This window comes from Streptomyces sp. NPDC057617 (assembly GCF_042800555.1).
Classification (GTDB): domain Bacteria; phylum Actinomycetota; class Actinomycetes; order Streptomycetales; family Streptomycetaceae; genus Streptomyces.
Map to the genome: position 1 here is coordinate 138,243 of NZ_JBHVGV010000010.1, position 26,246 is coordinate 164,488.

Here is a 26,246-nt window from a genome sequence, read left to right on the forward strand (position 1 = left end):
GGCCGAGGTGTCCGCAGTACCCGACTAGCCTGATTTGAAAGCCTGGCTGAGTGTTGCTGGACGGCCAAGCGGCAACCTGCCGGGTGTTGCGCCCTGTTGAATCGGGGAGATGCGGCGGATGCTGAGGGGCAGTGCTCCGCAGTGCTTTACAGCTACGGCCACGTCGGCTGACGGAGTTGACGGAAGGGGCGCGCAGCAATGGTGACGATCGACATGGTAGGAAGTCTGGTCGGTTGGCTGGTTTCCTTATGCGGCGATTCCGGCATCCAGTTGGTCAGGAATCAACGCGATGAGCGATCGCTGAAGAAGACAATGAGACGCGCCTTGGCCACGGTCGTGTCCCAGGCTGATCCCGCGGTTCAGAACACCTTGGAGCGGGGCCTGGTCCGCTTCTTCGCCTCGCCGCCTCAGCTGAGTCTGGACGGTTCATCACCCGTCGGAGAAGCTCTGCAGGCAGCCATCGCCGGCCAGGTAGCAGGCCTGGAAGAGTGGGTGGCCGACACCACGGGCTTACCGTTCGCCGACGCGGTCGATATGGAGTCGGCCGAGTTCGTCGAGGAGGTCACGGTGGCCGTAGTCGCCGGACTCCGCCAGTACGCCGCCGCGGGAGAACTGGCGGAACTGGTACGCGCCCTGGACACCGCGGAGATCATCAGCCGACTTCAGACACTCGGCCTGCAGATCAGCGGGCTGACCGTTTCCGCCCGGGCAGCCGCGACCTTCAGCCTGCCACGTGATGTCACGGCCTTCACCGGACGCGAACTGGAACTGGAACGCATCGTGCGCGTCGCCGATTCAATGGATCCGGCCACGGCGGGCATTGGTATCCACGCGATCGACGGCATGGCCGGAATCGGCAAGACCGCACTGTCGGTACACGTCGCGCACGCTCTCGCTCCACGGTTTCACGACGGTCAGCTTTTCCTGCACCTGCACGGACACACCCCTGGTCAGCGACCGGTCGACCCCGCTGACGCTCTTGCATCTCTGCTCCTTGTCATCGGCGTACCCGCGCGTCGCATCCCTTCGGATCTGCAGACGCGCTCGGCGCTGTGGCGAGACCGGATACGGAACAAGAAAATGCTGCTCCTGCTGGACGACGCGGTGTCCAGCGAGCAGGTCCGCCCACTGCTCCCCGGCTCCCGGGACTGTCTGGTCCTGGTCACCAGCCGCCGCCGACTCACCGCGCTTGAAGGGGTGGTCCCCATCAGCTTGGACACACTGGCGCCGCCAGAGGCGACCGCGCTTTTCGCGCGTCTGGCCGCTCGCCCCGGTTTGCTTCCCTCAGACCCGCGGGTCGCGGAGGTGGTGCGACTATGCGGCTATCTTCCGCTGGCCATTCGGCTCACTGCCGGGAAGCTCGCACACCACCCGAGCTGGAGTGTGCAGGATCTGGCCCGGGACCTGGCCGCGACGCAGGACCGGATCGTCGCGATGCGCGCCGAGGACGACTCCGTGACCTCGGCGCTCGATCTCTCCTATCGCGATCTGACCCATGAGCAGCAACGCATGTTCCGTCGGATCGGATTGCACCCCGGTTCCGAAATCGATGCGTATATCGCGGCAGCTCTTGATGGTACGGATTTTCCGGTCGCACGGGAATTGCTCGACGGCATCTTCATTCACCATCTGATCGAAGAACCTGGCCGCGGCCGCTACCGTATGCACGATCTCGTACGACAAAAGGCGCGATCTCTGGTCTCGCTGGATCCGGTGCCGGACACGGAGGCGGCACTGAGCCGTATGCTTGACTATTTTCTGCATACAACGGTGCATGCGGCGCGCTTTATTGCAGGACGTACACCGGCGGTGGCTCCGCCACCGGTGGAGCGTCCGCCGACATCGGTACCGGAGATCTCCGACACCGCACAAGCTCTCGGCTGGCTTGGCGAACAGCGTTCCAATATCCACGCCGTAGTTGAATTTGCGGCAAGTCGCGGACACCCGGCACACGCGATCCATATCGCTGCCGCATTGAATGACTTCCTCCGCGGCCAGGGCCACTGGGACCAGGCGATCACGCTCCATCAATGTGCTTTGAGAGCCGCCACCGGAATGGGTGACCTGGCCGGCCAGGCGTTGGCCCTCGGTAATCTCGGGTCGATGCAGCGACTGCGGGGCGACCACTCGGCTGCTCTCTCAAGCCAGCGGGCGGCACAGGAAGCCCACCGTGAGTCGGGCGACCGGCTCGGTGAGGCAACTGCCACGCATGAACTGGGGGTTGCTCAGCGCCTCTGCTCCGACTATGCCGCCGACCTGGCAAACCAGGAGCGGGCGCGAGAGCTGTATCGAAGTCTGGGCAACAAGCTTGGCGAAGCCAATACGCTGCATGAACTGGGCACCATGTACTGGCTTGTGGGAGATCTGCGCGCCGCACTCACCGTTCAGACTCAGGCTCTGGAGATCTATCGGGATCTCGACAGTCGCTATGGTATGTCATTCGCCCATAATGAATTGGCGGTTGTCCTCAATCATATCGGCGACCATTCAACTGCCGCATCGCATATCGCACATGCGCTCAATCTCCTCCATGACCTGGGGAACAGGCACGGCGAAGCCTATTCCCTGAAAGAGCTCGGTGTTGTCGAATACATGACCGGAGACCACCGCGCTGCCATTTCCACGCTATCCATGTCAGTGGATCTGCATCGTGATCTGGGCAACCGTTATGGTATGGGACTCGCTCTCACCGAGCTGGGTATCGCTCACCGCTTGGCCGGGGATTTGCCAACCGCCATTACCACACTCGTTCAAGCAGTAGAACTGCACCGTGAATTCGGCTACCGGTACGGAGAGGCATGCACTTTCAAGGAACTCGGCGCCACCAAGGATTTGATCGGAGAGCGCGTTGCCGCGGAGGCCGACCTTACGGCGGCCTCCGTCACCCACTCCGCACTCGGTCATCGGTACGGTCAGGCGGACACCTTGATCACTCAAGGCGAGCTGCTCGCCCGGCATTCCGACCTCGCTGGGGCGCATGACAAATTCACCCGCGGACTTGGACTGGCCCGTGAGATCGGTGCGGCTCCCCTGGAAGCGCGTGCGCTTGAGGCGATCGGCCGTGCCGAGGAAGCGCTGCGCGACCGGTAGTTTCAGCAGAAGCGGTGCGGATGAGCCGGTCGGGACTCTTGCGGACTCAGAGGGATTCGGCCGCGGCGCAACGATCCGCCTGGGCGCGTGCGTACTGGGTGCATGGAGCACCGAGGCGGGCCGCGGTTCGATAGCACTGGCGTGCCTGAATCAGTCGGCCACGGGTGACGAAGAAGTCCGCCAGCAGGACATGTGACTTTGAGTCCAGTGGGTCATGAAGGGTGAGAGCGCGGTAGAAATCTTCGGCTGACTCCCAGTCTTTCGCAGCGACGGCGGCACGTGCGCGCGTCATGAGTACCAGACGTAGGTTCTCCAGGACCAGAAGGTGCCGCTCTTCGGCGCTCTCGGCGAGGGCCCGGCGAGCGTAGTTCTCAGCCGCGTCGAGCATTCGTGCCGCCTCGGTATGGTCGGAACGTTGAAAGGGGATGAAGCTGATTCCACGCCAGTAGGCGCTGAGCATGAGAAGGCTCAGGGTGCCTGACGGTGCCGTCTCCAGGAGTGACCGGGCGAGATTCTGCCAGCGGAGCAACTCGACCATGGAATGATCGGTTCGGGCATGGTCGACTACGAGATTCACCGCGGCGCTGATCCTGACGGGAACAGGGAAATCCCGATTTTCGGCGAGCGCTCCGAGAAGCTGCCGGGCCTCGGCAGCCAGTCGCGGGTCGGGTCCTCCAACGATCAGGCGGGCCATGCAATGTCCGTAGGAAAGCCTGAGATGGTCCAGCGTCGTCGAGCCGGTGGCTGAGTCGCCGGCCGGGAGCGGAAGAGCGGCGAGCGTGGCCCAGAAACCAAGGCGTGAGAGCACCCGTGCCACCGTGATTTTCCTTTCGAGCCCCATGCTCTTCCAGCAGCTTACTTCAGCGCACAGAAAATTCCATTCGGCACTGCGGCGGGCTATGGGCAGATCCTGGGGAACGTTGATCCCGGCAAGGTGCGGGAAGTCGAAGGAAATGGCCTGGCGGAATTGGCCCGGAGTGACGACCTGGTATGGCGGTATCGGCTCACCGGCCAAATACCGCCGCCCCAGATCGGCCGTGGCACGGGCGTGCAGCGGTCCTCGGTCGGTGTGCAGGTCGAAGTAGGAAGCCAGCAGAGGCGGATTCTCAAGCCGGTCTTTCATGAGTGATCCGGCCCGATGGGTTCGGAGCCGGTCAGGTCGGTCAGTAGCCTCCGGTGAATATGTTTTATGATCTTCTCTAGATCGACACAGTAAACGGATGGGTTCAGAAAACCACTGCCGACGCGGTAGCGGTGAGCGAAATGACCGCCTCCGCATACGCGATGGACCGGGCATTTCTGACAGAAATCCGCCAGTGCACCAACGCCGGTCTGGCGGGCGACGATCGCAGGATGCGAGAGCGCCTCGCTCAGTTTATTTTCCTGGACAGTCAACCCGAGCCGGGCGGCGCCCGGATAGGCGGACTTGACCGAGTCGACTTGCTCCAGGCTCCCGTCGGTCTCGATGACCACCGACCGGGAAGGCGTCAGCCCGACGGACTCCGACCGGGCAACTCCGCCCAGTAACAGGCTTATGACATCCTCGAACAATCGGATGCCGGTCCTTCGGCGGGGAGCGTGGTACCAGTGTTCGAAGACCGTCAGAAGCCAGTCCGCGTAAGGCGCTTCGAGGGAGCCGGGTACTCGTCGCGGTGGAGGATTCACCCAGTTTCCGTGCGGCAGGAGAAAGTCGATGGCCGGCGGATCGTGGCTTACGAGTTCTTCGTAGACCTGCACCGGATCGCTGTCGAGGTCGATGGTGCTCAGCAGGCCGGAGAACAGGTGCCGGGTCGACGGCCGGGTGAGAAGCGCAAGTTTGGCAATGGTATGGGCGTGGCTGCCACCGCCGTGGTGGTACTTCCGATGACGGTCATGGCCGCCCCGGTTCCCGTCCAGACTGATACCGACTTTTATATTCCACCTGTCAAAGATTCTGAGGAACTTCTCATCGATGAGCAATCCGTTGGTCTGGACGCCGATCCTGACCATTACTGAATCCGCGAGATGCTGGGTGAGCTGCTGCGCGATGTACTCGATTGCATCGTGCCCGACCAGTAATGGCTCACCGCCATGGAGAATGACATGGATCGAATCGAGGGAGAATTCTTCGGCATGCTCGCTGATTCGATGGCACGTTTTCCTGACAAGCTCTTCCGACATGCGGGGAGGGCGTGTGCGCCAGCTTTGATCGCCCGAACGATAGATATAGCAATAATCGCAAGAAAGATTGCAGTGACCGTGCACCTTGAGTACAAACTGATTGAACGGTAACGGACGCCATCTGGTCTGGTTCATCTCGTCGGCGCTTCAGAGGTCGGACTCGATGAAGGCGTTGAACGTCCCGTTTGTCAGCCGATCGTTGCTGTCGGCGCCGCACAGTCGTTCCAGTACTGCCCGCAAGGCCGGGTTTGCTCTGGCTAAAATGTCTTCCAGTGCTGACGCTGACATTTTCGACGGATTGAGATCTTCGAAATCCGGTGTTTCATCCTGTTCGCGCACCCCTATGCCATTCCCCGGTGAATTGTTGCACACTGTGATGGGGATTACGCTCCGTTGCTACGATCGGCCTCCCCGTACTCCCCATACTCCCCCCGCTCAGCCCGCCCGAAGCACCGCCGCTACCACCGGGCCCGCCGCGTCGCCGCCGTGGCCGCCAGACTGGACCACTGCCGCTGCGGCGAGGTCGTTCTGGAAGCCGGTGAACCAACTGTTCGAGGTGGCCTGGCCGTCGACCTCTGCCGAGCCGGTCTTCGCGCCCTTGTCGCCGCCCAGTCCGGACATCGCGTTGGCGGCCGTGCCGCTTGTCGCCGTCAGTCGCATCATGTCGCGGAGCTGCCGGCCGACGGAGTCCGGGAGCGAGCGCGAGGCTGTCGCGAGGGTGCGGTCGTCGAGTGAACGCGGCACGATGACGGGCTGCTTGAAGGAGCCGTTCTTGGCGGTGGCGGTGATGGACGCCATGTTGAGGACGTTCATCTGGACCGTGCCCTGCCCGATGTACTGCGCCGCCGCCTCGCCGCCCGTCGCGGCCGGCACGCTGCCGTCGAAGGACGCGACGCCCGTCTTCCAGTTGTCGAGGCCGATGCCGAAGACCTGCTCGGCCTCGTTCTTGAGCGCCGAGTCGTCGTGGGTGTCGTCGATCAGCTTGATGAAGGCGGTGTTGCAGGAGCGGGCGAAGCTCTGCGCGAACGTGCCGTTCTCGATGGAGAACCCGTCCAGGTTCTGGAACGTACGGCCCTCGTACATCACGGTCTTGGGGCACTCGGCGGGCCGGCCGGGCGCGGCCAGGTCCTTCTCCATCAGCATCGCCGCCGTCACGATCTTCATCGTGGAACCGGGCGCCTGCTTGCCGAGCATTGCCGCGTTGAAGCCGTCCTTGCGGTTGTTGGCGACCGCGAGGATCTCGCCCGTACTGGGCTTGACCGCCGCGACCGACGCCTCGCTGAACTTGCGTACGGCTTCCTCGGCGGCCGCCTGTACGTCCGCGTCCAGCGTGGTACGCAGCGTGCCCGCCTTGCCCTTGGCGAGGGTGAGCAGGGTCTGCCCCGGCACGCTGTCGCCGTCGCTGCGCAGCGACAGCTCGATGCCCGGCGAACCGCCCGCGTCCTCGCCGTACCGCTCCCGGAGCTGGTCCAGGACGGAGCCGAGCGACGGGTACTTCTCCTTCGTCAGCTCGGTGCCGTTGCGGTCCACCGCCTTGATCGGCGGGACCGCCGCCTCGGAGGTCACGAGGTGGGTGGTCGCGGTCAGCTTCGGATGGATCACGGACGGAGCCCAGTCCACCAGCGGGCGCCCGGTGGTCAGTCCGCGCACCACCGTCAGCTCCGAGCTGTACGACCAGGGCTTGCTCTGCCCGTCGAACGCCACCGTCGCCCTGACGGTGAACGGCACCTTCGCCCCGACCGCCCGGCCCGGGGTGATCACCGCGTCGGTGACACGGGCCTCGTTGCGGTAGGCGTCGATGACGGGCGCGGCGGCGGTGGGGTCGTTGGTGAGCTGCGCGACCTCCGTCGCCTCGCCCCCGCCGGCCCACCCGGTCAGAAACGCCTTGGCCGCCTGGTCGATCTCCTCGGCACTCAGCGGCCCGGTCTTGACCTCCTGGGTCGCGGAGGTCGTGGTGGTGCCGGAGTCCCCGCCGGTGATCCCGTTGTAGACGTTGTACGCCCCGTACCCCACGCCGCCGGCGACCACGGCGAACACCCCGCCGACTATGGCGACCTTCGCTCCACTGCGCATGGTGCAGTCCCCCTCCCCAGGAGCCCCCGGAACATCTGAACATGTTCAACGAGTTATCGAACGGCACTCTACGGGACGGGCGAGTCAAGGGGGGAAGGCGTTATCGGACTGCGACGCACAGCAAGCGCCCGCGCCGGCGCCACGGTGGTCAGCCCCCTATACCCACGTGTCGAACCACATCCGGGAGCGCCATGCGTCGATCGGGATCGGGGAGCCCGTGTACAGCGGCCAGAAGTAGATGAAGTTCCAGATGATCAGCAGGACCAGTACGCCCGCGCCGACCGCGCCGATCGTTCTGCGGCGTTCGTCCGAGCCCGGGGGGCCGACCAGTGCGCCGGCCAGCATCGCGACCGCCAGGCAGAGGTACGGGACGAAGACGACCGCGTAGAAGAGGAAGATCGTGCGCTCCTGGTAGAAGAACCAGGGGACCCAGCCCGCGGCGACGCCGCAGGCGATGGCGCCCGCGCGCCAGTCGCGGCGGAAGAACCAGCGCCACAGGACGTAACAGAGCGCCAGCCCTCCCGCCCACCAGAGCAGCGGCGTCCCGATCGCCAGCACTTCGCGGGCGCAATTGCCGGCCGTGCCCGCCGGGCAGCCGTCCGTACCGGCCTTCGGGTCCTCGTAGAAGTACGAGACCGGGCGGCCCAGGACGATCCAGCTCCAGGGGTTCGACTGGTAGGTGTGGCCCGAGGTCAGATTGACATGGAACTGGTAGACCTCGTTCTCGTAGTGCCACAGGCTGCGCAGCCAGTCCGGCAGCCAGGTGAAGTGGCCGCCCTTGCCCTGAGTGGCGGCCCAGTTCCTGAAGTACCCCTTGTCGGTGACGATCCAGCCGGTCCAGGAAGCGATGTACGTTGCGATCGCGACCGGCACCGTGGAGAAGAAGGCCGGCAGGATGTCCCGGCGGAGCACCGTCAGGTACGGCCGTACCGCACCCGCCGTGCGGCGCGCGCCCACGTCCCACAGGACGGCCATCACCGCGAAGGCGGCCAGGATGTAGAGCCCGTTCCACTTCGTCGCGAAGGCCAGGCCCAGCATCAGCCCGGCCGCGAGCCGCCACGGCCGCCAGCCCAGCCGCAGCCGCTCGGCGACCTCGGTGTCCGGGCGCAGCAGCCCCTCGTCGTCGACCGGGAGCGCCGAGGCCAGCCGCCGCCGCGCCCAGTCGCGGTCGATCACCAGACACCCGAAGGCGGCCAGCACGAAGAACATCAGGACCAGGTCGAGCAGCGCGGTCCGGCTCATCACGAAGTGCAGCCCGTCGACCGCCAGCAGCGCGCCCGCCAGACACCCCAGGAAGGTGGAACGGAACAGCCGCCGCCCGATCCGGCACAGCATCAGCACCGAGAGCGTCCCGAGCACCGCCACCATGAAGCGCCAGCCGAAAGGCGTGAACCCGAAGAGCTGCTCACCGAGCCCGATGATCCACTTGCCCACCGGCGGATGGACGACATAGCCCGGGTCCGTCGGCAGCGGCACCGAGGACGGGTCGGCCAGGATCTTCTTGTCGATGTCCTTGGGCCAGCTCCCCTCGTACCCCTGGTTGACGAGCGCCCAGGCGTCCTTGGCGTAGTACGTCTCGTCGAATATCACCGCCTTGGGGCTGCCCAGATGCCAGAACCGCAGCACTCCGGCCACGGCCGCCACCAGCAGCGGCCCGCCCCACGCCGCCCAGCGGAGCAGCCGGTCGGCCGTCGCGGGCGGCACCGCGAGCACGGCCCAGAGCCGGTCGGAGGGCCGGGTGTACGGGGGTACCAGCCGCTCGCGCAGCCCGGTCACCGGCCGGGGCACATGGCCGAATCGGCGCAGCCGCTGAGGCCATGAGGGCGGCGTTTCGCCGGCGTCGTGCCCCTGGAGGGCTTCTGGCGCAGTACTGGTCACCGCGCCATCGTAGGGAACGCCGCTGTGCGAGGGGGGCTCCGCCGTGGGGAACGGCCCGGTGCGAGGGGCGCTGCGCCGTGGGGGACGGCGCGGTACGAGGGGTGCTTCGGCGTAGGGAACGGCGCGGTACGAGGCGTGCTCCACGCCCTGCGAGGATGGCGGGATGGCGGATGAGGCGCAGGTGAATGGAACGCTGGTACTCGCGGGGACGCCGATCGGTGAGGTCACGGACGCGCCGCCCCGGCTCGCGGCCGAGCTGGGGACCGCGGATGTGATCGCCGCCGAGGACACCCGGCGGCTGCGCCGGCTCACCCAGGCGCTGGGGGTGCAGACGCGTGGCCGGATCGTGTCGTACTTCGAGGGCAACGAGTCCGCGCGGACGCCCGAACTGGTCGAGGCGCTGGCCGGCGGGGCGCGGGTGCTGCTGGTGACGGACGCGGGCATGCCGTCCGTCTCTGATCCCGGATACCGGCTGGTGGCGGCGGCCGTCGAGCGCGGGATCAGGGTCACCGCCGTACCGGGGCCGTCCGCCGTACTGACCGCGCTGGCGCTCTCCGGGCTGCCAGTGGACCGTTTCTGCTTCGAGGGCTTCCTGCCGCGCAAGGCGGGTGAGCGGCTCGGCAGGCTCCGGGAGACCGCGGACGAGCGGCGCACCCTCGTCTATTTCGAGGCGCCGCACCGGCTCGACGACACCCTCGCCGCGATGGCCGAGGTCTTCGGCCCGGAGCGCAGGGCCGCGGTCTGCCGCGAACTGACCAAGACGTACGAGGAGGTCAGGCGCGGCGGACTGGGCGAACTGGCGGCCTGGGCGGCCGAGGGGGTACGGGGCGAGATCACCGTCGTCGTGGCGGGCGCGCCGGAACCGGGGCCCGGGGACGTCGACGCGGAGGAACTGGTGCGGCGGGTACGGGTGCGGGAGGAGGCGGGGGAGCGGCGCAAGGAGGCGATCGCGGCCGTCGCCGCGGGGGCCGGGGTGCCGAAGCGCGAGGTGTTCGACGCGGTGGTGGCGGCGAAGAACGCGGGGGGTGGCGGGGGCGGGGGCCTGTCGTAAGGGGCGTGCGGGCGCCCATCGTTGCAAGGGGCGCTCGCATCTCGTCGTAAACCGCGCTTACGCCCCGGCGCACGCCCCCTTCGGAGGCAAAGGACTATCGTGAAATGTAAAGCGCGGACCGTGAGTCGAGTGTTTTGGGCATGAGAAGGCCAAGACCAATCCATTAATCGACAGGGGCTGATGCGCTCCCGCCGTCAAAGGCGTCCACTGGGTCAGTGGAGAGGAGCCGGCATGAGTGACATCACGGGCACCGCCGTAGCCCACGAGGCATATGCCTTTTGCTGTATGCGCTGTGGACACGGCTGGGAGCAGGCGTACGACATAGAGCATCACGTCGATGGCTCGGGGCAGAATTACGTCACCTACAAGACGGACGGGCTACGGGTTCCCTCACCGCTGTCCAGCCCGTCCTGCGTCAACTGCGGCGGGCATGTCGTACGCATCATGCGTTCGGGACAGGTCTCGTCGGTACGGGCACTGATGACGGGGCAGGTGCCGGGACAGGCGCCCGCGCGGTCCGGGCGGTCCGGGAACTCCGGCGAGGCGATACCCGAGGGGTCCGCGGAGGAGATATCCGCCGGATCCGCCCACGTCGCTTCGGCGTCGGACGGTACGGCGCCGGGGCACGACCAGGGGCACCACTGGAACTGGAGCCACTGGCACCTTTCGGACCTGCTGCACCCGTTCAGCCACCGCAAGTGAGCCACCCGGTCCAGCCCTGAACCGGTACGGGCCCCTGGGCGCGGTCCTCGTAGGATCGCGCCCATGAGTTCGAAGCATGCTCCGCCGCCGCTGCCCGAACCCCTCCGGGTACCGGTCGCGGATTCGCACACCCACCTGGACATGCAGGACGGCACCGTCGAGGAGGGCCTGGGCAGGGCCGCCTCGGTCGGGGTGACGACCGTGGTCCAGGTGGGGTGCGACCTCAAGGGTTCCCGCTGGGCCGCCGAGACGGCCGCGGCGTACGAGAACGTCCACGCGGCGGTCGCCCTGCACCCCAACGAGGCGCCCCGGATCGTGCACGGCGATCCCGACGGCTGGTCGAGGCAGGGCGCGCGCGAGGGCGGCGGGGACGCGGCGCTCGACGATGCGCTGGCCGAGATCGACCGGCTGGCAGCCCTGCCGCAGGTACGCGCCGTCGGCGAGACCGGGCTCGACTATTTCCGGACAGGGCCCGAGGGCATGGCCGCCCAGGAGCGTTCCTTCCGCGCGCATATAGAGATCGCCAAGCGCCATGGAAAGGCGCTGGTCATCCATGACCGGGAGGCGCATGCCGATGTGCTGCGCATCCTCGCGGAGGAAGGGGCGCCCGAGCGCACGGTTTTCCACTGTTATTCCGGTGACGCGGAAATGGCCGAAGTATGCGCTGCGGCCGGTTACTTCATGTCCTTCGCAGGCAATGTCACTTTCAAAAACGCTCAACCGTTGCGCGACGCGCTCACCATAGCGCCGCTGGAGCTTGTCCTGATCGAGACGGACGCACCCTTTCTCACTCCCGCGCCCTACCGCGGACGGCCTAATGCGCCATATCTGATTCCGGTCACGCTGCGGGCGATGGCCGATGTACGGGGGATCGGCGAGGACGCCATGGCGGCGGCGATTTCGGCCAATACGGCGCGGGCGTTCGGCTACTGAACAGGCGGCGGACGCGGGCCCTTTGCGGGTCGCCCCGGGAGGTGGTACGCGGAGTGGTGTCGCGACGCCGTGTAGTCGCGTCGCTTTGGAGAGTAACCATCACTCCGCTAATGTCCGGGCCCGCCGCGCCTCGATGGCGGGGCCCGCCCTCGGGGCGGTGCGGACCGGACCTTGTGGAGCGTCGTGAGCAATGCGCAGGGCAGTCACCGTGCGGCACGCGGCGGGCGCCGCGGCGCCCGGGGACACCGAGACACCCAGGAACCGCAGCAATCGCAGCAATCCCAGGCACCCCAGGAACCGCAGCAATCCCAGGCATCCCAAGCACCCCAGGAACGTCGGCAGTCCCCGGAATCCCAGCGATCCCGGGAGTCCCGGAAGGCCCGGGAGTCCCGGAAGGCCGGTGCCGTTCCGGGCGGTTCCGCCGCCGTCCCCGAGCGGCCCAGGACCGAGCTGCGGCGGCTGCTTCCCAAGGCCCTGCCACGGGTTCTTCCCAAGGCCCTGGTCGTCGCCTTCCTGGCCGGCGGCACCTCCGCCTTCGCAGGCGAGATCGCGGAGCCGCCGGCCGACGAGGAGGTGGCCGTCGGTACGCACGACATCGTCGCCCCCGCGCCCGGCACCGCCCTCGTCACCGCGATGCGCGCGGAGGGCGCGCACCTCTCCGCCTCCCGCTCCTCCGTACGGCGTGACAGCCTCACCCGCGACAGCGTCACCCGCGACCTGGCCCGTGACAGCCTTCACCGCGACCCGGCCGGCGACCGGGTGAGCGAGGAGGCCATTCCGTACGACACCCTCCGCACCGAGGACCCTTCGGTCTTCCGGGGTACGGAGGTCGTCGACCAGCAGGGCAGTCCGGGGGCCCGCCGGGTCACCTACGGGCTGCGTACGGTCGACGGCGTCAAGCAGGAGCCGCACAGAGTCCACGAAGAGGTGGTGCGCGCACCGGTCACCCAGCGGGTCCGGGTCGGTACGAAGGAACTGCCGCGGACCGCGGCCGGGGTGGACGACCTGAACTGGAAGGCGCTCGCCGCCTGCGAGTCGGGCGGCCGGCCCAATGTGGTCGACCGGTCGGGCACCTATGGCGGGCTCTACCAGTTCGACACCGCGACCTGGCGCTCCGTCGGCGGCAAGGGCCGCCCGCAGGACGCGTCGGAGGCGGAGCAGACGTACCGCGCGAAGAAGCTGTACATGCAGCGGGGGGCGAGTCCATGGCCGCACTGCGGCCGTAGGCTGACCGGGTGAGCACCACTGAGCCCGACGCCCCGGACGCCCCGCACGGTCTGGACGGCCCGCACGGTCCGGACGCCCCGCACGGCCTGGACACCAGAGATACCGCGGACGCCCCGGACACCGCGACCGTCCCCGGCACCCCGGCCGATCCCGATGCCGTAGACACCGCGGACGCCTCCGGCCCCTCCGACGCCCTGCTGGGGCCCGCCGACATCCGCGAGCTGGCCGCCGCCCTGGGCGTACGCCCCACCAAGCAGCGCGGACAGAACTTCGTCATCGACGCCAACACCGTCCGCCGTATCGTCCGCACCGCGGACGTACGCCCCGACGACATCGTCGTGGAGGTCGGCCCCGGGCTCGGCTCGCTGACCCTGGCGCTGCTGGAGGCCGCGGACCGGGTGACCGTCGTTGAGATCGACGACGTCCTGGCCGCCGCGCTGCCCGCGACGATCGAGGCCCGGATGCCCGCCCGCGCCGGGCGCTTCTCGCTCGTCCACTCGGACGCGCTGCGGGTGACGGAGCTGCCAGGCCCCGCGCCGACCGCGCTGGTGGCAAACCTCCCGTACAACGTCGCCGTACCGGTCCTGCTGCACATGCTGGAACGCTTCCCCACCATCGAGCGGACCCTCGTGATGGTCCAGGCCGAGGTCGCCGACCGGCTGGCCGCGCTGCCGGGGAACAAGGTGTACGGAGTGCCGTCGGTGAAGGCCAACTGGTACGCCGAGGTCAGACGGGCCGGCGCGATCGGCCGTACGGTCTTCTGGCCCGCTCCCAATGTGGACTCCGGCCTGGTCTCGCTGGTACGCAGGGCCGAGCCGGTGAAGACGACGGCCTCCAGGACCGAGGTCTTCGCGGTCGTCGACGCGGCCTTCGCACAGCGCCGCAAGACCCTGCGCGCGGCCCTCGCCGGATGGGCGGGCTCGGCCCCGGCGGCGGAAGCGGCGCTGGTCGCGGCCGGGATATCGCCGCAGGCGCGCGGTGAGGCACTGACAGTGGAAGAGTTCGCGCGGATCGCGGAGTCGAAGGGGGCGGGCGCGTGAGCGCAGAGGGACAGGCACTGACGCATGTGCTTACGGGGATGTCGGTACGGGTACGGGTGCCCGCCAAGGTCAATGTGCAGCTCGCCGTGGGCGCCGCCCGCCCCGACGGCTTCCACGACCTGGCGAATGTCTTCCTGGCCGTGGGCCTGTACGACGAGATCACGGTGACGCCCGCGGACGAGCTGCGCGTCACCTGCGAGGGCCCCGACGCGCACCAGGTCCCGCTGGACACCACCAACCTCGCGGCGCGGGCGGCCCTCGCGCTGGCGGAGCGGCACGGCATCGAGCCGCGCGTGCATATCCATATCGCGAAGGACATCCCCGTCGCGGGCGGGATGGCGGGCGGCAGCGCGGACGGCGCGGGCGCCCTGCTGGCCTGCGACACACTCTGGTCGCTGGGCTCCTCGCGGGACGAACTCCTCGCGATCTGCGCCGAGTTGGGCAGCGATGTGCCGTTCAGCCTGATCGGCGGCGCGGCGCTCGGCACGGGCAGGGGCGAGCGGCTCACCCCGCTCGCGGTCGGCGGCGAGTTCCACTGGGTGTTCGCGGTCGCGGACGGCGGGCTGTCGACGCCGACGGTGTTCCGTGAGTTCGACCGGCTGACCGAGGGTACGGACGTACCGGAACCGGAGGCCGACCCGGTTCTGCTGGAGGCCCTGCGTACGGGCGACGCCGTCGCACTGGCGGGCGCCCTGGCCAACGACCTCCAGCCCGCGGCCCTCGCCCTGCGCCCGTCCCTGGCTGACACCCTCACCGCGGGCACCGCCGCCGGCGCCCTGGCAGGCCTGGTCTCCGGCTCCGGCCCGACAACGGCGTTCCTGGCGAAGGACCCGGAGACGGCGACCCGTATCGCGGAAGCCCTCCTGGCCTCGGGCACCTGCCGCACCGCCCGAGTCGCCACCGCCCCGGCCCCGGGCGCGACGGTGGTGGAGCGCACGGCTCCATGACGGCCGCCGCCGCGCCATGACAGAGGCCCCGGTAAGCACACCGGGGCCTCCGTCGCTCGACCCGTCGCTCGACCTTGCCCCCTTGTTGGCTTGACCTTGTCCGCTTGACCTTGTCGCAGCGACAACGTTTCTACTGATGCCATGCGAATCGGAGAGCTCGCCGGCATCGTCGGCATCACCAGCCGCGCCGTACGGCACTACCACCGCATCGGGCTGCTGCCCGAGCCGCCGCGGCAGCCCAACGGGTACCGCGAATACTCACTGCGTGACGCCGTCGAGCTGGCCAGGATCCGCCGGCTGACCGAGCTGGGCCTGAGCCTGGACGAGGTGAAGGACGTGCTGGCGGACGACGTGGGCAAGGACCTCGTCGAGATCCTCACCGAGCTGGACGCCGACCTGGCCCGCCAGGAGGAGGCCATCCGGCAACGCCGCGCCCGCCTGGCCCGGCTGTTCGAACAGGCCGGGCAGACCGGGCGGCTGCCGGCCGAGGCCCCCGTCTCCCCCGAACTCGCCGCCATCTTCGACGACATGGCCCGTGTCTCGGCGCGGTTGCCCGGGCCGGAGCCGGCGGCCGCGGCCAAGGAGCGGGAGCTGCTCGCCCTGCTGGAGACCGGCTCGTCGCCCGGCTACCGCGGCTGGCTCCACGCCATGGTGCGGAGCCTCAACGCCGACCCGCAGGCCATGCGGCGCGCCTACGAGATCTACGCCCGGCTGGACGAGCTGGCAGAGGCCCCCGAGGACGACCCGCGCGTGGCGGAGACCGCCCGGGCAGTCGTCGACAGCATCCCGGACGAGGCGCTGCGGGCGATGACGGCCCCGGACGACGCCGGCACAGGCGAGGACGCCGGCTTCGCGAACGCCTTCTTCGCGGACTTCGCCCCCGCCCAGGCAGCGGCCGTGCGCCTGGCCATCGAACTGCTCAGGGAGCGTGCCAGGTGAAGGCGGTGAGGAAGGGCGTGCGCTGGTCCTTGGCCGCGCTCGTACCCGGTGAGGTCGTGCTTGTCCTGTGCGTGGTCGGCGGTGTGCGGATTGCCCCGGCCGCCCGGCTTGCGGTGGAGCTGGCCGCGCTCGTGGTCATGGCCATGTCGACCGGCCTGCTCGCCGTCGACCACCGCAGGCACCGCCGCGACGGGCTCGACCGCCGCTCCGCCTTCCTTGCCGCGGTCGCCGACACCGTCCCGGCGCCCGTGCGGCGAGTGATCGCCCATGAGTTCTTCCTCACCACCAGCTTTCTGCGCTGGGTGGCCCGCCGTGGCCCGCACGGCGTACGCGACGGTGATCTGCCCGTCCCGTACGCCCCGGGGCAGACAGCGGTCATGTACGGCTTTCTCTTCGTCTGCGTCGTCGAGACCGTGGCCCTTGCTCTTCTGATCCCCTGGCCGGTGGTGCACGCCGTCACTCTCGTCCTCGACATCTGGGGCTGCTATTTCGTCATCGCCCTGCACGCCTCCTGCGTGGTGCGGCCGCATGTGATCGGGGCCGACGGCTCGCTGCGCCTGCGCTTCGGCGCCCTGCTGGACATCCGTATACCGGCCGACCGCATAGCCTCCGTGCGCCTGGACCGGAAGTTCCCGGACGGAAAGCTGGCCGCCGTGGATGAGAACGGCGTCGCCGACATGGCCGTGGCCGGTCAGACGACGGTCACCGTCGAACTGAACGAGCCGGTGCGGTACGTACGCGCCCTGGGCAGGCCCGCCGAGGCCCGCGCCTTCCGCTTCTACGCCGACGACCCCGCGCCCGCCGTCGCCGCACTGAGGGCGGCCGGCCCGTCCGCCGGTACGGACCGGACCCGTGACACCCCCGGCTCCGGCCCGGCCGGCCGCACCCGGTGACCGAGCGGCGGGCCGGGTCCGGGCAGGGCCTACGCTGGAGCGTCGATCGATCCGCCCATAAGCAGGAGTGAAATGGCCGTCAATCTGGTCAATGTCGAGGCAGTCACCAAGGTGTACGGCACCCGTGCGCTGCTCGACGGTGTCTCCCTCGGTGTCTCCGAGGGGGACCGGATCGGGGTCGTGGGGCGTAACGGCGACGGCAAGACGACCCTCATCCGGATGCTGAGCAAGCTGGAGGAGACGGACACCGGGCGGGTCACGCACAGTGGCGGGCTGCGGCTCGGGGTGCTCACTCAGCACGACTCGCTCGATCCCGCCGCCACGGTCCGGCACGAGGTGATCGGCGATCTCGCCGACCACGAGTGGGCGGGCGACGCGAAGATCAGGGATGTGCTCACCGGGCTGTTCGGCGGGCTCGACCTGCCCGGTTTCCCGCAGGGGCTCGATACGGTCATCGCCCCGCTCTCCGGCGGTGAGCGGCGCCGGATCGCGCTCGCCAAGCTGCTCATCGGCGAGCCCGAGCTGATCGTGCTCGACGAGCCCACCAACCATCTCGATGTCGAGGGCATCGCCTGGCTCGCGGAGCATCTGCGCAACCGGCGCTCCGCGCTCGTCTGCGTCACCCACGACCGGTGGTTCCTCGACCAGGTCTGTACGCGGATGTGGGACGTCCAGCGCGGCGCGGTGCACGAGTACGAGGGCGGCTACTCCGACTATGTCTTCGCCCGCGCCGAGCGCGAGCGCATCGCGGCGACGGAGGAGGCCAAGCGGCAGAACCTGGTCCGCAAGGAGCTGGCCTGGCTGCGCCGCGGCGCCCCCGCCCGTACGTCCAAGCCGCGCTTCCGGGTCGAGGCGGCCAATGAGCTGATCGCGGACGTACCGCCGCCCCGGGACACCTCCGAGCTGATGAAGTTCGCCAACGCCCGGCTCGGCAAGACCGTCTTCGACCTGGAGGACGTGACGGTCCAGGCGGGGCCCAAGGTGCTGCTCACCCGTCTCACCTGGCAGCTCGGGCCCGGCGACCGGATCGGACTGGTCGGGGTGAACGGCGCGGGCAAGACCTCGCTGCTGCGCGCCCTGGCCGAGGCCGCCCGCAGCCAGGGCGATGTGCAGCCGGCCGCCGGGAAGATCGTGGTCGGCAGAACCGTCAAGCTGGCGTATCTCTCCCAGGAGGTCACCGAACTCGCGCCGTCGCTGCGGGTGCTGGAGGCGGTCCAGCAGGTACGGGACCGGGTCGACCTGGGCAAGGGCCGGGAGATGACGGCGGGTCAGCTCTGCGAGCAGTTCGGGTTCGGCAAGGAGAAGCAGTGGACCCCGGTCGGGGATCTCTCCGGCGGTGAGCGGCGCAGGCTCCAGCTTCTGCGGCTGCTGATGGACGAGCCGAATGTGCTCTTCCTCGACGAGCCCACCAACGACCTCGACATCGAGACCCTCAACCAGCTGGAGGACCTGCTCGACGGCTGGCCCGGGTCGATGGTGGTCATCTCGCACGACCGGTTCTTCATCGAGCGGACCACCGACAAGGTGATGGCGCTGCTCGGCGACGCGACGCTCCGGATGCTGCCGCGCGGGATCGACGAGTATCTGGAACGGCGGCGCAGGCTGGCCGAGTCGGAGCCGCAGCGGTCCGCCGCCGCGGCTCAGAAGCCCGCGGCGAGTGCCGTCGGGCCTGCCGCCGAGGAGAGCGCGACGGCGACGGCGCCGGTGTCGGCGAAGGACAGCCGCGCCGCGAAGAAGGAACTCCAGCGGATCGAGCGGCAGCTCGACAAGCTCTCCGGCCGTGAGACCACGCTCCATCAGCAGATCGCCGACAATCCCACGGACTTCGAGAAAGTGGCGAAACTGGACGCCGAGTTGCGTGAACTCCGTGAGGAACGTGACGAGTTGGAAATGCGCTGGCTGGAGCTTGCGGAAGACGCGTAGAAAATGCGCGGAAGCGGTGTGCGGGAGTGGGGCGGGAGCGCGTAACAGGCGCATCACGGGCCGGTTTTCCCTTGGGAACAGGGGAGGGACCGGCCCGGCCCGTTCCGCCGTCCGGGTGATAGAAAGAAGCCCCGCTCGACCGATGTGACGATGCGGAATCCACGCCCGAACCGCCCCATCGACGGGGCCGGCCACCAGAATCGCGGGGGAGACCGACCGGGTGGCGGACCGTATGAAAAAGGGGGAAAGCGCTGATGAGCCAGCCACCCGGCCAGCAGCCGCCGCAGGGAGGCTTCGGCGCTCCGGGGGATCCGCAGCAGGGAGTTCCGCAGCACGGAGGTCCGGCGCAGGGACCGCCCCAGCCGCCCGTACAACCCGGGCAGCCGCCCGTACCTCCGTCGGCGCAGCCGCCCCAGATGCCGCAGACACCGCCGTCCGCGCAGACACCGCCGTCCGCGCACACACCGCCGTCCGCGCCGCCGCCCGGGCAGCCCTCCGCGCCGCCTTCCGCGCCTCCCGGTCCGCCGCCCGTACAGCCCGGTTACGGCTATCCGCAGGCCCCGGGTCCGTACAACCCCGGCCCCGGTGCCTACGGTCAGCAGCCAGGACCGTACGGCCAGCAGCCCGGCCCGTACCAGCAGCCCGGTCCGTACGGCCAGCAGCCGGGACCGTACGGTCAGCAGCCCGGCCCCTACGGAGGCCAGCCGGGGCCCTACGGCGGCTACCCGCCCCAGCAGTACCCCGGCGCGCCCACCCCGCCGCCCGGCGGTGGCGGCGGCAAGAACTTCTTCAAGTCGACGCCCGGCATCATCACCGCGGCCGCCGTCGCGCTGGTGCTCATAGCCGGCGGCTCCTGGTTCGCGCTCAGCGGTGGCGACGGCGGCGGCAAGCCGGTCGCGGACGCGAGTGACGACGCCGATCCGACCGGTTCGCCCGGTGTCGACCAGGGCGACGGCACCGGCGGGGGCCGCGAGTCGCAGGACGATCTCAACGCCGGGCGCAAGGACGGCGAGTCCAAGGTGCTCTGGCTCCAGACCAACGATGTGGACCTGCCCCGCAACGGCGCGGACGTGTACGGCCCGTGGTTCGTCGGCGACACCGTCGTCAAGGCCATGTACCGCCAGGTCGTGGGGTATTCGGCCGCCGACGGCAAGAAGAAGTGGACGCTTCCGCTGCCCACCGAGGTGTGCTCGGCGCCCGTCGCGCCCACCGACGACGGCAAGATCGTCATCGGGATCAAGGACGGCACCACCGACAAGGCCCTCTGCAACCAGCTCCAGATGATCGACCTCAACACCGGCAAGGGCGGCTGGAAGAAGGAGGTCGCCGAGTCGGGGGCCTTTGACATCCTCACCGACATCACCCTGGCCATCAGCGGCGATACGGTCACCGCCGCCCGCACCAGCTATTCGAACGCCTACCGGGTGAGCGACGGCAAGGACCTGTTCGGCAAGCTGCCGGGCAACTGCCAGCCGTACGCGTTCGCCGGCGGCGCCAAGCTGATCGCCGCCGAGAGCTGCCCGACCGGCGACTACGACACCATCCAGAACCAGATCCAGGAGCTGGACCCGGTCACCGGCGCGGCCAAGTGGACGTACAAGCTCGCGAAGAACTGGGAGGTCGACAAGGTCTATTCGGTCGACCCCCTGGTCATCTCCGCGACGAACGACGACGAGAAGTCCTGGAGCATCTTCAACCTCAACGCGAACGGCACCCTGCGCTCGCAACTCGAAGGCGGCAAGGACAAGTTCGCACCGCGGTGCGGAGGCAGCTTCGTGGTCTTCGGCAGCAATCTGGAGGGCTGTGTCGGAGTCGCCGCGGACGCCAGTACGTTCTACATGTCGACCGAGCCCGACACGAGCGGCACGGCGCGCACCAATGAGGTCGTCGCCTTCAGCCTCCTCACCGGAAAGGCCGTCTGGCGCTCCAAGGCGCCCGCGGAGCGGGTGATGACGCCGCTGCGTACGGAGGGCGGCAAGGTCGTGGTCTATCTGGACCCGACGTACGACAAGGGCGGCGCGATCGCGACCATCCCGGCGACGGGCGGCGCGCCGACGGTGATCCAGCAGCACCCGGCGTCCACGGCGGAGATCGAGAACTCCTTGTACTCGCCGAAACTGGCCTATGTGGACGGCCGGTCCTATGTGACCAGCGGCCGGGTCAGCGCGAGCAACGACGAAGAGGAAATGAAGAAGTCGACGATGATGGCGTTCGGTGACTGACATGACCCAGCCGCCCCAGCCTCCGCAGCAGCCGCCCCAGCCCGCACAGCAACCGCAGCCTCAGGGGCAGCCGCCTCAGCAGCAGCCGCTTCAGCCGCCGCCCAATGAGCCGCCGCAGGGCGCGTTCGGGGCGCCGCAGGAGCCGCCGCCCGGTGGTTTCGGCGCTCCGCAGGATCCGCCGCCTGGCGGGTACGGGTACGGCGCGCCGACACCGCCCGCGCAGGGCGTCCCGTACGGATACCCGCAGACGCCCCCGCCCCCGCAGGGCGCACCGGGCGGTCCCGTTGCTCCGGGGGTGCCGGGCGGTCCGGGCGTGCAGCCCGGGTACGGGTATCCCGCGCAGCCGGGCTACGGGTACCCGGGGCAGCCGGGCCAGCCCGGCCAGCCGCCGTACGGTTATGCGACCCAGCCCATGCAGCCGCAGGGCCCCGGCGCCACCCCCAGCGGTGGCGGCAAGAAGCTGTCCGCCCAGACCCAGATCATCATCGCCGCGGCCGTCGCCGTGGTCCTGATCATCGGCGGCGGCATCTGGTTCTCCTCCTCCGGCGGCGACGGCAAGGGCGACGAGGCCAAGGGCACCTCCTCCGGCACCACCGAGGGCACCGGCGGCAAGGACGGCGACAAGGGCATCGGTGGCGGCGGCACGGAGGAAGTGCCGTCCAACACCAAGTCCAAGGCCGGTTTCCAGCTCCCGACCCCCAAGGTCACCGATGTCACCGGGGTCAGCGGCTCCTGGATCACCGACACCGCCTATGTGAAGACCGGCATCAACCAGATCGTCGCCTACGACCTCGACAAGGGCACCCAGCTCTGGTCGGTCCCGCTGCCCGGCCAGGTCTGCGCGGCGAGCAGGCACGTCACCGAGGACGGCAGAACCGCGGTCGCCTTCGAGGCCGCCAAGCGCACCGCCGCCGACAAGTACCAGTCCTGCACGGAGATCGGCGCGCTCGACCTGAAGACCGGAAAGCTCCTGTGGACCAAGTCGGTCACGGGCTCCAACGCGGGTGACGAGAAGGTCCGGTTCGACGAGATCACCCTCAGCGGTACGACGGTCGCGGCCGGCGGTACGGACGGCGGCGCGGCCTTCGACCTCGCCACGGGCGAGGTCCGCTGGAAGCCCGAGGTCAGCGCCGAGGGCTGCTACGACATGGGGTACGGCGGCGGCGCCGGCCTTGTCGCGGCCCGCAAGTGCGGTTCGTACGACGACCCGCAGATCTCCATCGAGACCCTGAACCCGCTCACGGGCGCCCCGGTCTCCTCCTTCAAGATGCCGGCCGGTGTCGCCTACGCGAGTGTCGTCTCCACCGATCCGCTGGTCGTGGCCGCCGATGTCGGCGACACCGCGGGCGACGGCAGCGGTATCTCGGACTTCTTCTCGATCGACCGGAAGACCGGCAAGCTGATCGCGAAGATCCCGGCCGACGCCGACAAGTACGCGGCCAGGTGCGGCTCCACCGAGGTCGAGGCCTGCCAGAAGCTCGCGGTGGGCAACGGCCGGCTCTATCTGCCGACCGAGGGCCACGAGGGCGGCGGGGAGTACGGCGACACCAACGAGATCGTGTCCTTCGACCTCGCCACCGGCAAGAACACCTCGGACCGCGCCGACGCGGGCGACCGGTACACGATGTTCCCGCTGCGCATGGACGGCGGCAACATCATCGCGTACAAGGTGCCCCCGTACGACAAGGGCGGCCAGATCGTCTCCATCGACGGCGCCTCCTTCAAGGAGACGGTCCTGATGGACAATCCGGCCGACGAGGCGATCAGGGACATGGAGACCAGCTTCTCCGCGGACTATGCCGAGATCCTCTACGGGGGCGGGCGGCTGTTCCTCTCCGAGACCATGCTGAGCAAGCCGTCGACGTCGGCCCTGGACGACAAGTCGTGGCTCGCCGTCTCGTTCAGCACGAAGTAGCGCGCGGTACGAAGCACCGCGCCGGCGCGGTGCGCTGGGCCCCGGCCCGTGGGCGGTGGACGCCTCGGGCCGGGGCCCGCCCTGTAGCGGCTCGGGGCGCCGAGTAGTCCTGAATGGCCTGGAATTCGGCAATCCGGGGGGCTTCTCAGGAGTAGGGGGCGCGCGATGTCGAACAAGCGTGTAGCTTGCCGGGTCAGGAGGCCGGGGGGCCAGTTTTCCGTGGTGATGGGGGCTTTCGTTTATGGGCGTTCGGCTCATGGTGGTCGATGACCACCGACTGCTCGCGGAGGCGCTCGCCTCGGCACTGAAGCTGCGCGGGCACCGGGTGCTCGCGGCGGCGGCGCCCACGGCGGGCGTGGCCGAACTGGTGGTGAGCAGGGCGCCGGAGGTGTGCCTGCTGGGCACCGCGGCGCCGGCCGAACCGGGCGCGTTCGACCCGATCGTACGGATCAAGCGGGACCGGCCGCAGGTGGCCGTGGTGGTGCTCGGTCCGGTGCCGAGCCCGCGCGGGATCGCCGCGGCCTTCGCGGCCGGCGCCTCCGGCTACGTACGCCACGACGAGCGCATAGAAGGCGTGGAACGGGCCATGATCAAGGCGCGGGCGGGCGAGGCGGCGGTGGCGCCGCAGCTCCTCCAGGGCGCCTTCACCGAGCTGCTCAACCCGGCGGCCCAGCCGGACGACGAGGCGCAGCGGCTGCTGCGGATGCTGACCCCGCGCGAGATCGAGGTGCTGGTACGGGTCGCGGAGGGCGAGGACACCCGGCTGATCGCGGCCGGGATGGGGATCGCGCCGAGCACGGCCAGGACGCATGTGCAGCGGGTGCTGATGAAGCTGGGGGTCGGCTCCCGGCTGGAGGCGGCGGCGCTGGCGGCCCGTACGGGGCTGCTGGACCGGGCCGTACCGGGCGAGCCGCAGGGCCCGGACGGGCGCTGATCGCCTTCTTGGGGCGTACGAAGCGCGTCGTGAGGCGTCCGCCGTCCGGCCCGCCGGTCTGCTTGCCCGTCTGACTGCCGCCCGCCTGGTGTCTGTCTGTTGCCTTTTGTGGTGTGCCTCCTTGTGGCCTGATGCCGTCAACATCCGTATGACCCGCTCACCCTGCCTGCATTAACCTGCATTTTTGCCGCCGACTGACGTCACGTTGACGCGGCTGTTGGTTTGTGATTTGTTGTGTTGAGTTCTGTTGGGGCGGGGTGCGGTGGAGGGCGAGCGATGAAGAAGACGGTGACCAGGCTCGCCGACGGCCGTGAGCTGATCTACTACGACTCCCGCGACGACGCGGTGCACGACGCCGTAGACCTCAGGCCGCTCGGGCCCGTCGCGACCTCCTCCGAGATCCGCCACGACCCGCTGCTCGGCGACTCGGTCGCCATCGCCTCGCACCGCCAGGCCCGTACGTACCACCCGCCGGCCGACGAGTGCCCGCTCTGCCCGTCCCGGGACGGGCGGCTCAGCGAGATCCCCGACTCCGCCTATGACGTCGCCGTCTTCGAGAACCGTTTCCCCTCCCTCGCGGGGGACTCGGGCCGCTGCGAAGTCGTCTGTTTCACCTCCGACCACAACGCCTCCTTCGCGGACCTCGGCGCGGAGCGCGCCGCTCTGGTACTGGACGCCTGGACCGACCGTACGGCCGAACTGGCAGGGCTGCCCCAGGTCGAGCAGGTCTTCGCGTTCGAGAACCGGGGCGTGGAGATCGGGGTGACGCTCGGCCATCCGCACGGGCAGATCTACGCGTACCCCTTCGTCACCCCGCGCTCCACCCTGATGCTCCGCTCGGCGGAGGAGCACCGGGCCCGCACCGGCCGCAATCTCTTCGACGACCTCGTCGAGCGCGAGCGGGCAGAGGGCGGCAGGGTGGTGCTGACCGGCGAGCACTGGCTGGCGTTCGTCCCGTACGCCGCGCACTGGCCGTACGAAGTGCACCTCTACCCCACGCGCCGCGTCCCCGACCTGCGGGAGCTGGACGACGCGGCCCGCGCGGAGTTCCCACAGGTCTATCTGGAACTCTTGAAGCGCTTCGACCGGATCTTCGGCGAGGGCGAACCGCCGACGCCGTACATCGCCGCCTGGCACCAGGCGCCGTTCCGGGCCGCCGGGCGGCAGGACTTCGCGCTTCACCTTGAGCTTTTCACTGTTCGCCGCACTTCCGGCAAGCTGAAGTTCCTCGCGGGTTCCGAATCCGGCATGAGTGTGTTCATCAACGATGTGCCGCCGGAGGCCGCGGCCGAGCGACTGCGAGAGGTAGCGAGCGAGTGAACAAGAAGTACCTGGTCACGGGCGGTGCGGGATATGTGGGCAGCGTGGTCGCCGCACATCTGCTGGAGGCCGGGCACGAGGTGACCGTGCTGGACGACCTCTCCACCGGGTTCCGGGAAGGGGTCCCGGCCGGCGCGGCGTTCATCGAGGGCCGGGTCCAGGACGCCGCGAAGTGGCTGGACCCCTCGTACGACGCGGTGCTGCACTTCGCCGCGTCCTCGCAGGTCGGCGAGTCCGTCGCCAAGCCCGAGAAGTACTGGGACAACAATGTCGGCGGCTCCATGGCGCTGCTCGCCGCGATGCGCTCCGCCGGGGTGCGCAAGCTGGTGTTCTCCTCCACCGCCGCGACGTACGGCGAGCCGGTCTCCACACCGATCACCGAGTCCGACCCGACGGTGCCGACCAGCCCGTACGGCGCGACCAAGCTCGCCGTCGACCACATGATCAGCGGGGAGTGCACGGCGCACGGTCTCGCGGCGGTCTCGCTGCGCTACTTCAACGTCGCGGGCGCGTACGGCAGTTGCGGTGAGCGGCACGACCCCGAGTCGCATCTGATCCCGCTGGTCCTCCAGGTCGCGCTCGGCCGGCGCGAGTCGATCTCCGTGTACGGGGACGACTATCCGACGCCGGACGGCACCTGCGTACGCGACTACATCCATGTCGCGGACCTCGCCGAGGCGCATCTGCGCGCGCTGGACGCGGCGGTCGAGGGCGAACATCTCATCTGCAATCTCGGCAACGGCAACGGGTTCTCGGTCCGCGAGGTCATCGAGACCGTACGGAAGGTCACCGGGCACCCGGTCCCCGAGGTCATGGCCGGACGCCGGGGCGGCGACCCGGCCGTCCTGGTCGCGTCGGCCGAGGCGGCGCACCAGCGCCTGGGCTGGACCCCGAGCCGCGCCGACCTGGCGGGCATCGTCGCGGACGCGTGGGCGTTCGCGCGGCGCGGGGAGTCCGGCGGGGACTCCGCGGAGTGAGGGACGGCCGGGCGTGAGAGCG

20 protein-coding genes are annotated in these 26,246 nt (G+C 69.2%); 15 read left to right on the forward strand and 5 right to left on the reverse strand.

Translation table 11 applies throughout. From position 1 onward, the window contains the following. The first annotated feature begins 198 nt into the window (after positions 1–198). Positions 199–3,090 (forward strand): ATP-binding protein, encoded by a 2,892-nt coding sequence (locus tag ACFU9P_RS24675; protein WP_384084471.1) that lies wholly within the window; start codon positions 199–201, stop codon positions 3,088–3,090. 46 nt (positions 3,091–3,136) lie between these two features. Here ACFU9P_RS24675 and ACFU9P_RS24680 read toward each other — a convergent pair whose 3' ends face one another. From ACFU9P_RS24680 to ACFU9P_RS24700, 5 genes are all read right to left on the reverse strand, one after another. Then, positions 3,137–4,213, reverse strand: a complete 1,077-nt coding sequence (locus ACFU9P_RS24680) for a hypothetical protein (protein WP_384084474.1) — start codon at positions 4,211–4,213, stop codon at positions 3,137–3,139. Continuing rightward, positions 4,210–5,385: an FxsB family cyclophane-forming radical SAM/SPASM peptide maturase gene (locus ACFU9P_RS24685; RefSeq protein ID WP_384084477.1), complete on the reverse strand. Its 1,176-nt coding sequence runs from the start codon at positions 5,383–5,385 to the stop codon at positions 4,210–4,212. Before ACFU9P_RS24685 ends, ACFU9P_RS24680 begins: the two co-directional genes overlap by 4 nt. A 12-nt stretch (positions 5,386–5,397) precedes the next feature. After that, positions 5,398–5,589 carry a hypothetical protein gene (locus ACFU9P_RS24690; protein ID WP_384084480.1) on the reverse strand — a complete coding sequence of 64 codons (192 nt, stop codon included), beginning with the start codon at positions 5,587–5,589 and terminating at the stop codon, positions 5,398–5,400. 96 nt (positions 5,590–5,685) lie between these two features. After that, positions 5,686–7,323: a penicillin-binding transpeptidase domain-containing protein gene (locus ACFU9P_RS24695; protein WP_384084483.1), complete on the reverse strand. Its 1,638-nt coding sequence runs from the start codon at positions 7,321–7,323 to the stop codon at positions 5,686–5,688. 156 nt (positions 7,324–7,479) lie between these two features. Beyond that, the gene (locus ACFU9P_RS24700) at positions 7,480–9,201 is read right to left on the reverse strand and encodes a dolichyl-phosphate-mannose--protein mannosyltransferase (RefSeq protein ID WP_384084485.1); all 1,722 of its coding nucleotides are present in this window, start codon (positions 9,199–9,201) and stop codon (positions 7,480–7,482) included. A 181-nt stretch (positions 9,202–9,382) separates the two neighbouring features. On the opposite strand from ACFU9P_RS24700, the gene rsmI reads away from it, so the two are divergent. From rsmI to galE, 14 genes are all read left to right on the forward strand, one after another. Next, positions 9,383–10,252: a 16S rRNA (cytidine(1402)-2'-O)-methyltransferase gene (rsmI, locus tag ACFU9P_RS24705; RefSeq protein ID WP_376376130.1), complete on the forward strand. Its 870-nt coding sequence runs from the start codon at positions 9,383–9,385 to the stop codon at positions 10,250–10,252. A 231-nt stretch (positions 10,253–10,483) separates the two neighbouring features. Then, positions 10,484–10,954, forward strand: a complete 471-nt coding sequence (locus tag ACFU9P_RS24710; protein ID WP_384084488.1) for a hypothetical protein — start codon at positions 10,484–10,486, stop codon at positions 10,952–10,954. A 63-nt stretch (positions 10,955–11,017) separates the two neighbouring features. Further along, a complete protein-coding gene (locus ACFU9P_RS24715; protein WP_384084491.1) occupies positions 11,018–11,887 on the forward strand; it encodes a TatD family hydrolase in 870 nt (289 codons plus the stop codon). Between the two features lie 183 nt (positions 11,888–12,070). Next, positions 12,071–13,126 (forward strand): transglycosylase family protein, encoded by a 1,056-nt coding sequence (locus ACFU9P_RS24720; protein ID WP_384084493.1) that lies wholly within the window; start codon positions 12,071–12,073, stop codon positions 13,124–13,126. A 182-nt stretch (positions 13,127–13,308) separates the two neighbouring features. Then, complete coding sequence (gene rsmA / locus ACFU9P_RS24725) at positions 13,309–14,154, forward strand: 16S rRNA (adenine(1518)-N(6)/adenine(1519)-N(6))-dimethyltransferase RsmA (RefSeq protein WP_384084790.1); 846 nt, start codon at positions 13,309–13,311, stop codon at positions 14,152–14,154. Positions 14,155–14,192: 38 nt separating this feature from the next. After that, positions 14,193–15,101, forward strand: a complete 909-nt coding sequence (locus ACFU9P_RS24730) for a 4-(cytidine 5'-diphospho)-2-C-methyl-D-erythritol kinase (protein ID WP_384084793.1) — start codon at positions 14,193–14,195, stop codon at positions 15,099–15,101. A 141-nt stretch (positions 15,102–15,242) separates the two neighbouring features. Beyond that, complete coding sequence (locus tag ACFU9P_RS24735; RefSeq protein ID WP_384084496.1) at positions 15,243–16,040, forward strand: MerR family transcriptional regulator; 798 nt, start codon at positions 15,243–15,245, stop codon at positions 16,038–16,040. After that, positions 16,037–16,933, forward strand: coding sequence for a hypothetical protein (locus ACFU9P_RS24740; RefSeq protein WP_384084499.1), 897 nt, complete (start codon positions 16,037–16,039; stop codon positions 16,931–16,933). Before ACFU9P_RS24735 ends, ACFU9P_RS24740 begins: the two co-directional genes overlap by 4 nt. 72 nt (positions 16,934–17,005) lie before the next feature. Continuing rightward, positions 17,006–18,856 (forward strand): ABC-F family ATP-binding cassette domain-containing protein, encoded by a 1,851-nt coding sequence (locus ACFU9P_RS24745; protein WP_384084502.1) that lies wholly within the window; start codon positions 17,006–17,008, stop codon positions 18,854–18,856. Positions 18,857–19,110: 254 nt separating this feature from the next. Next, a complete protein-coding gene (locus ACFU9P_RS24750; protein ID WP_384084505.1) occupies positions 19,111–21,078 on the forward strand; it encodes a PQQ-binding-like beta-propeller repeat protein in 1,968 nt (655 codons plus the stop codon). Between the two features lies 1 nt (position 21,079). Further along, positions 21,080–22,993: a PQQ-binding-like beta-propeller repeat protein gene (locus ACFU9P_RS24755; RefSeq protein ID WP_384084508.1), complete on the forward strand. Its 1,914-nt coding sequence runs from the start codon at positions 21,080–21,082 to the stop codon at positions 22,991–22,993. A gap of 241 nt (positions 22,994–23,234) precedes the next feature. Beyond that, complete coding sequence (locus ACFU9P_RS24760) at positions 23,235–23,927, forward strand: LuxR C-terminal-related transcriptional regulator (protein WP_384084512.1); 693 nt, start codon at positions 23,235–23,237, stop codon at positions 23,925–23,927. Positions 23,928–24,203: 276 nt separating this feature from the next. After that, a complete protein-coding gene (gene galT, locus ACFU9P_RS24765; RefSeq protein WP_384084514.1) occupies positions 24,204–25,247 on the forward strand; it encodes a galactose-1-phosphate uridylyltransferase in 1,044 nt (347 codons plus the stop codon). Then, positions 25,244–26,224: a UDP-glucose 4-epimerase GalE gene (galE, locus tag ACFU9P_RS24770; protein ID WP_384084517.1), complete on the forward strand. Its 981-nt coding sequence runs from the start codon at positions 25,244–25,246 to the stop codon at positions 26,222–26,224. Before galT ends, galE begins: the two co-directional genes overlap by 4 nt. Positions 26,225–26,246 lie beyond the last annotated feature (22 nt).

What these genes read in the sequence shown, in the direction of transcription:
- ACFU9P_RS24675 (WP_384084471.1), top strand. Translation starts at nt 199, where the DNA reads ATGGTGACGATCGACATGGTAGGAAGTCTGGTCGGTTGGCTGGTTTCC.
- ACFU9P_RS24680 (WP_384084474.1), bottom strand. Translation starts at nt 4,213, where the DNA reads ATGAAAGACCGGCTTGAGAATCCGCCTCTGCTGGCTTCCTACTTCGAC.
- ACFU9P_RS24685 (WP_384084477.1), bottom strand. Translation starts at nt 5,385, where the DNA reads ATGAACCAGACCAGATGGCGTCCGTTACCGTTCAATCAGTTTGTACTC.
- ACFU9P_RS24695 (WP_384084483.1), bottom strand. Translation starts at nt 7,323, where the DNA reads ATGCGCAGTGGAGCGAAGGTCGCCATAGTCGGCGGGGTGTTCGCCGTG.
- ACFU9P_RS24710 (WP_384084488.1), top strand. Translation starts at nt 10,484, where the DNA reads ATGAGTGACATCACGGGCACCGCCGTAGCCCACGAGGCATATGCCTTT.
- ACFU9P_RS24715 (WP_384084491.1), top strand. Translation starts at nt 11,018, where the DNA reads ATGAGTTCGAAGCATGCTCCGCCGCCGCTGCCCGAACCCCTCCGGGTA.
- ACFU9P_RS24730 (WP_384084793.1), top strand. Translation starts at nt 14,193, where the DNA reads ATGTCGGTACGGGTACGGGTGCCCGCCAAGGTCAATGTGCAGCTCGCC.
- ACFU9P_RS24735 (WP_384084496.1), top strand. Translation starts at nt 15,243, where the DNA reads ATGCGAATCGGAGAGCTCGCCGGCATCGTCGGCATCACCAGCCGCGCC.
- ACFU9P_RS24745 (WP_384084502.1), top strand. Translation starts at nt 17,006, where the DNA reads ATGGCCGTCAATCTGGTCAATGTCGAGGCAGTCACCAAGGTGTACGGC.
- ACFU9P_RS24750 (WP_384084505.1), top strand. Translation starts at nt 19,111, where the DNA reads ATGAGCCAGCCACCCGGCCAGCAGCCGCCGCAGGGAGGCTTCGGCGCT.
- ACFU9P_RS24755 (WP_384084508.1), top strand. Translation starts at nt 21,080, where the DNA reads ATGACCCAGCCGCCCCAGCCTCCGCAGCAGCCGCCCCAGCCCGCACAG.
- ACFU9P_RS24760 (WP_384084512.1), top strand. Translation starts at nt 23,235, where the DNA reads ATGGGCGTTCGGCTCATGGTGGTCGATGACCACCGACTGCTCGCGGAG.
- galT (WP_384084514.1), top strand. Translation starts at nt 24,204, where the DNA reads ATGAAGAAGACGGTGACCAGGCTCGCCGACGGCCGTGAGCTGATCTAC.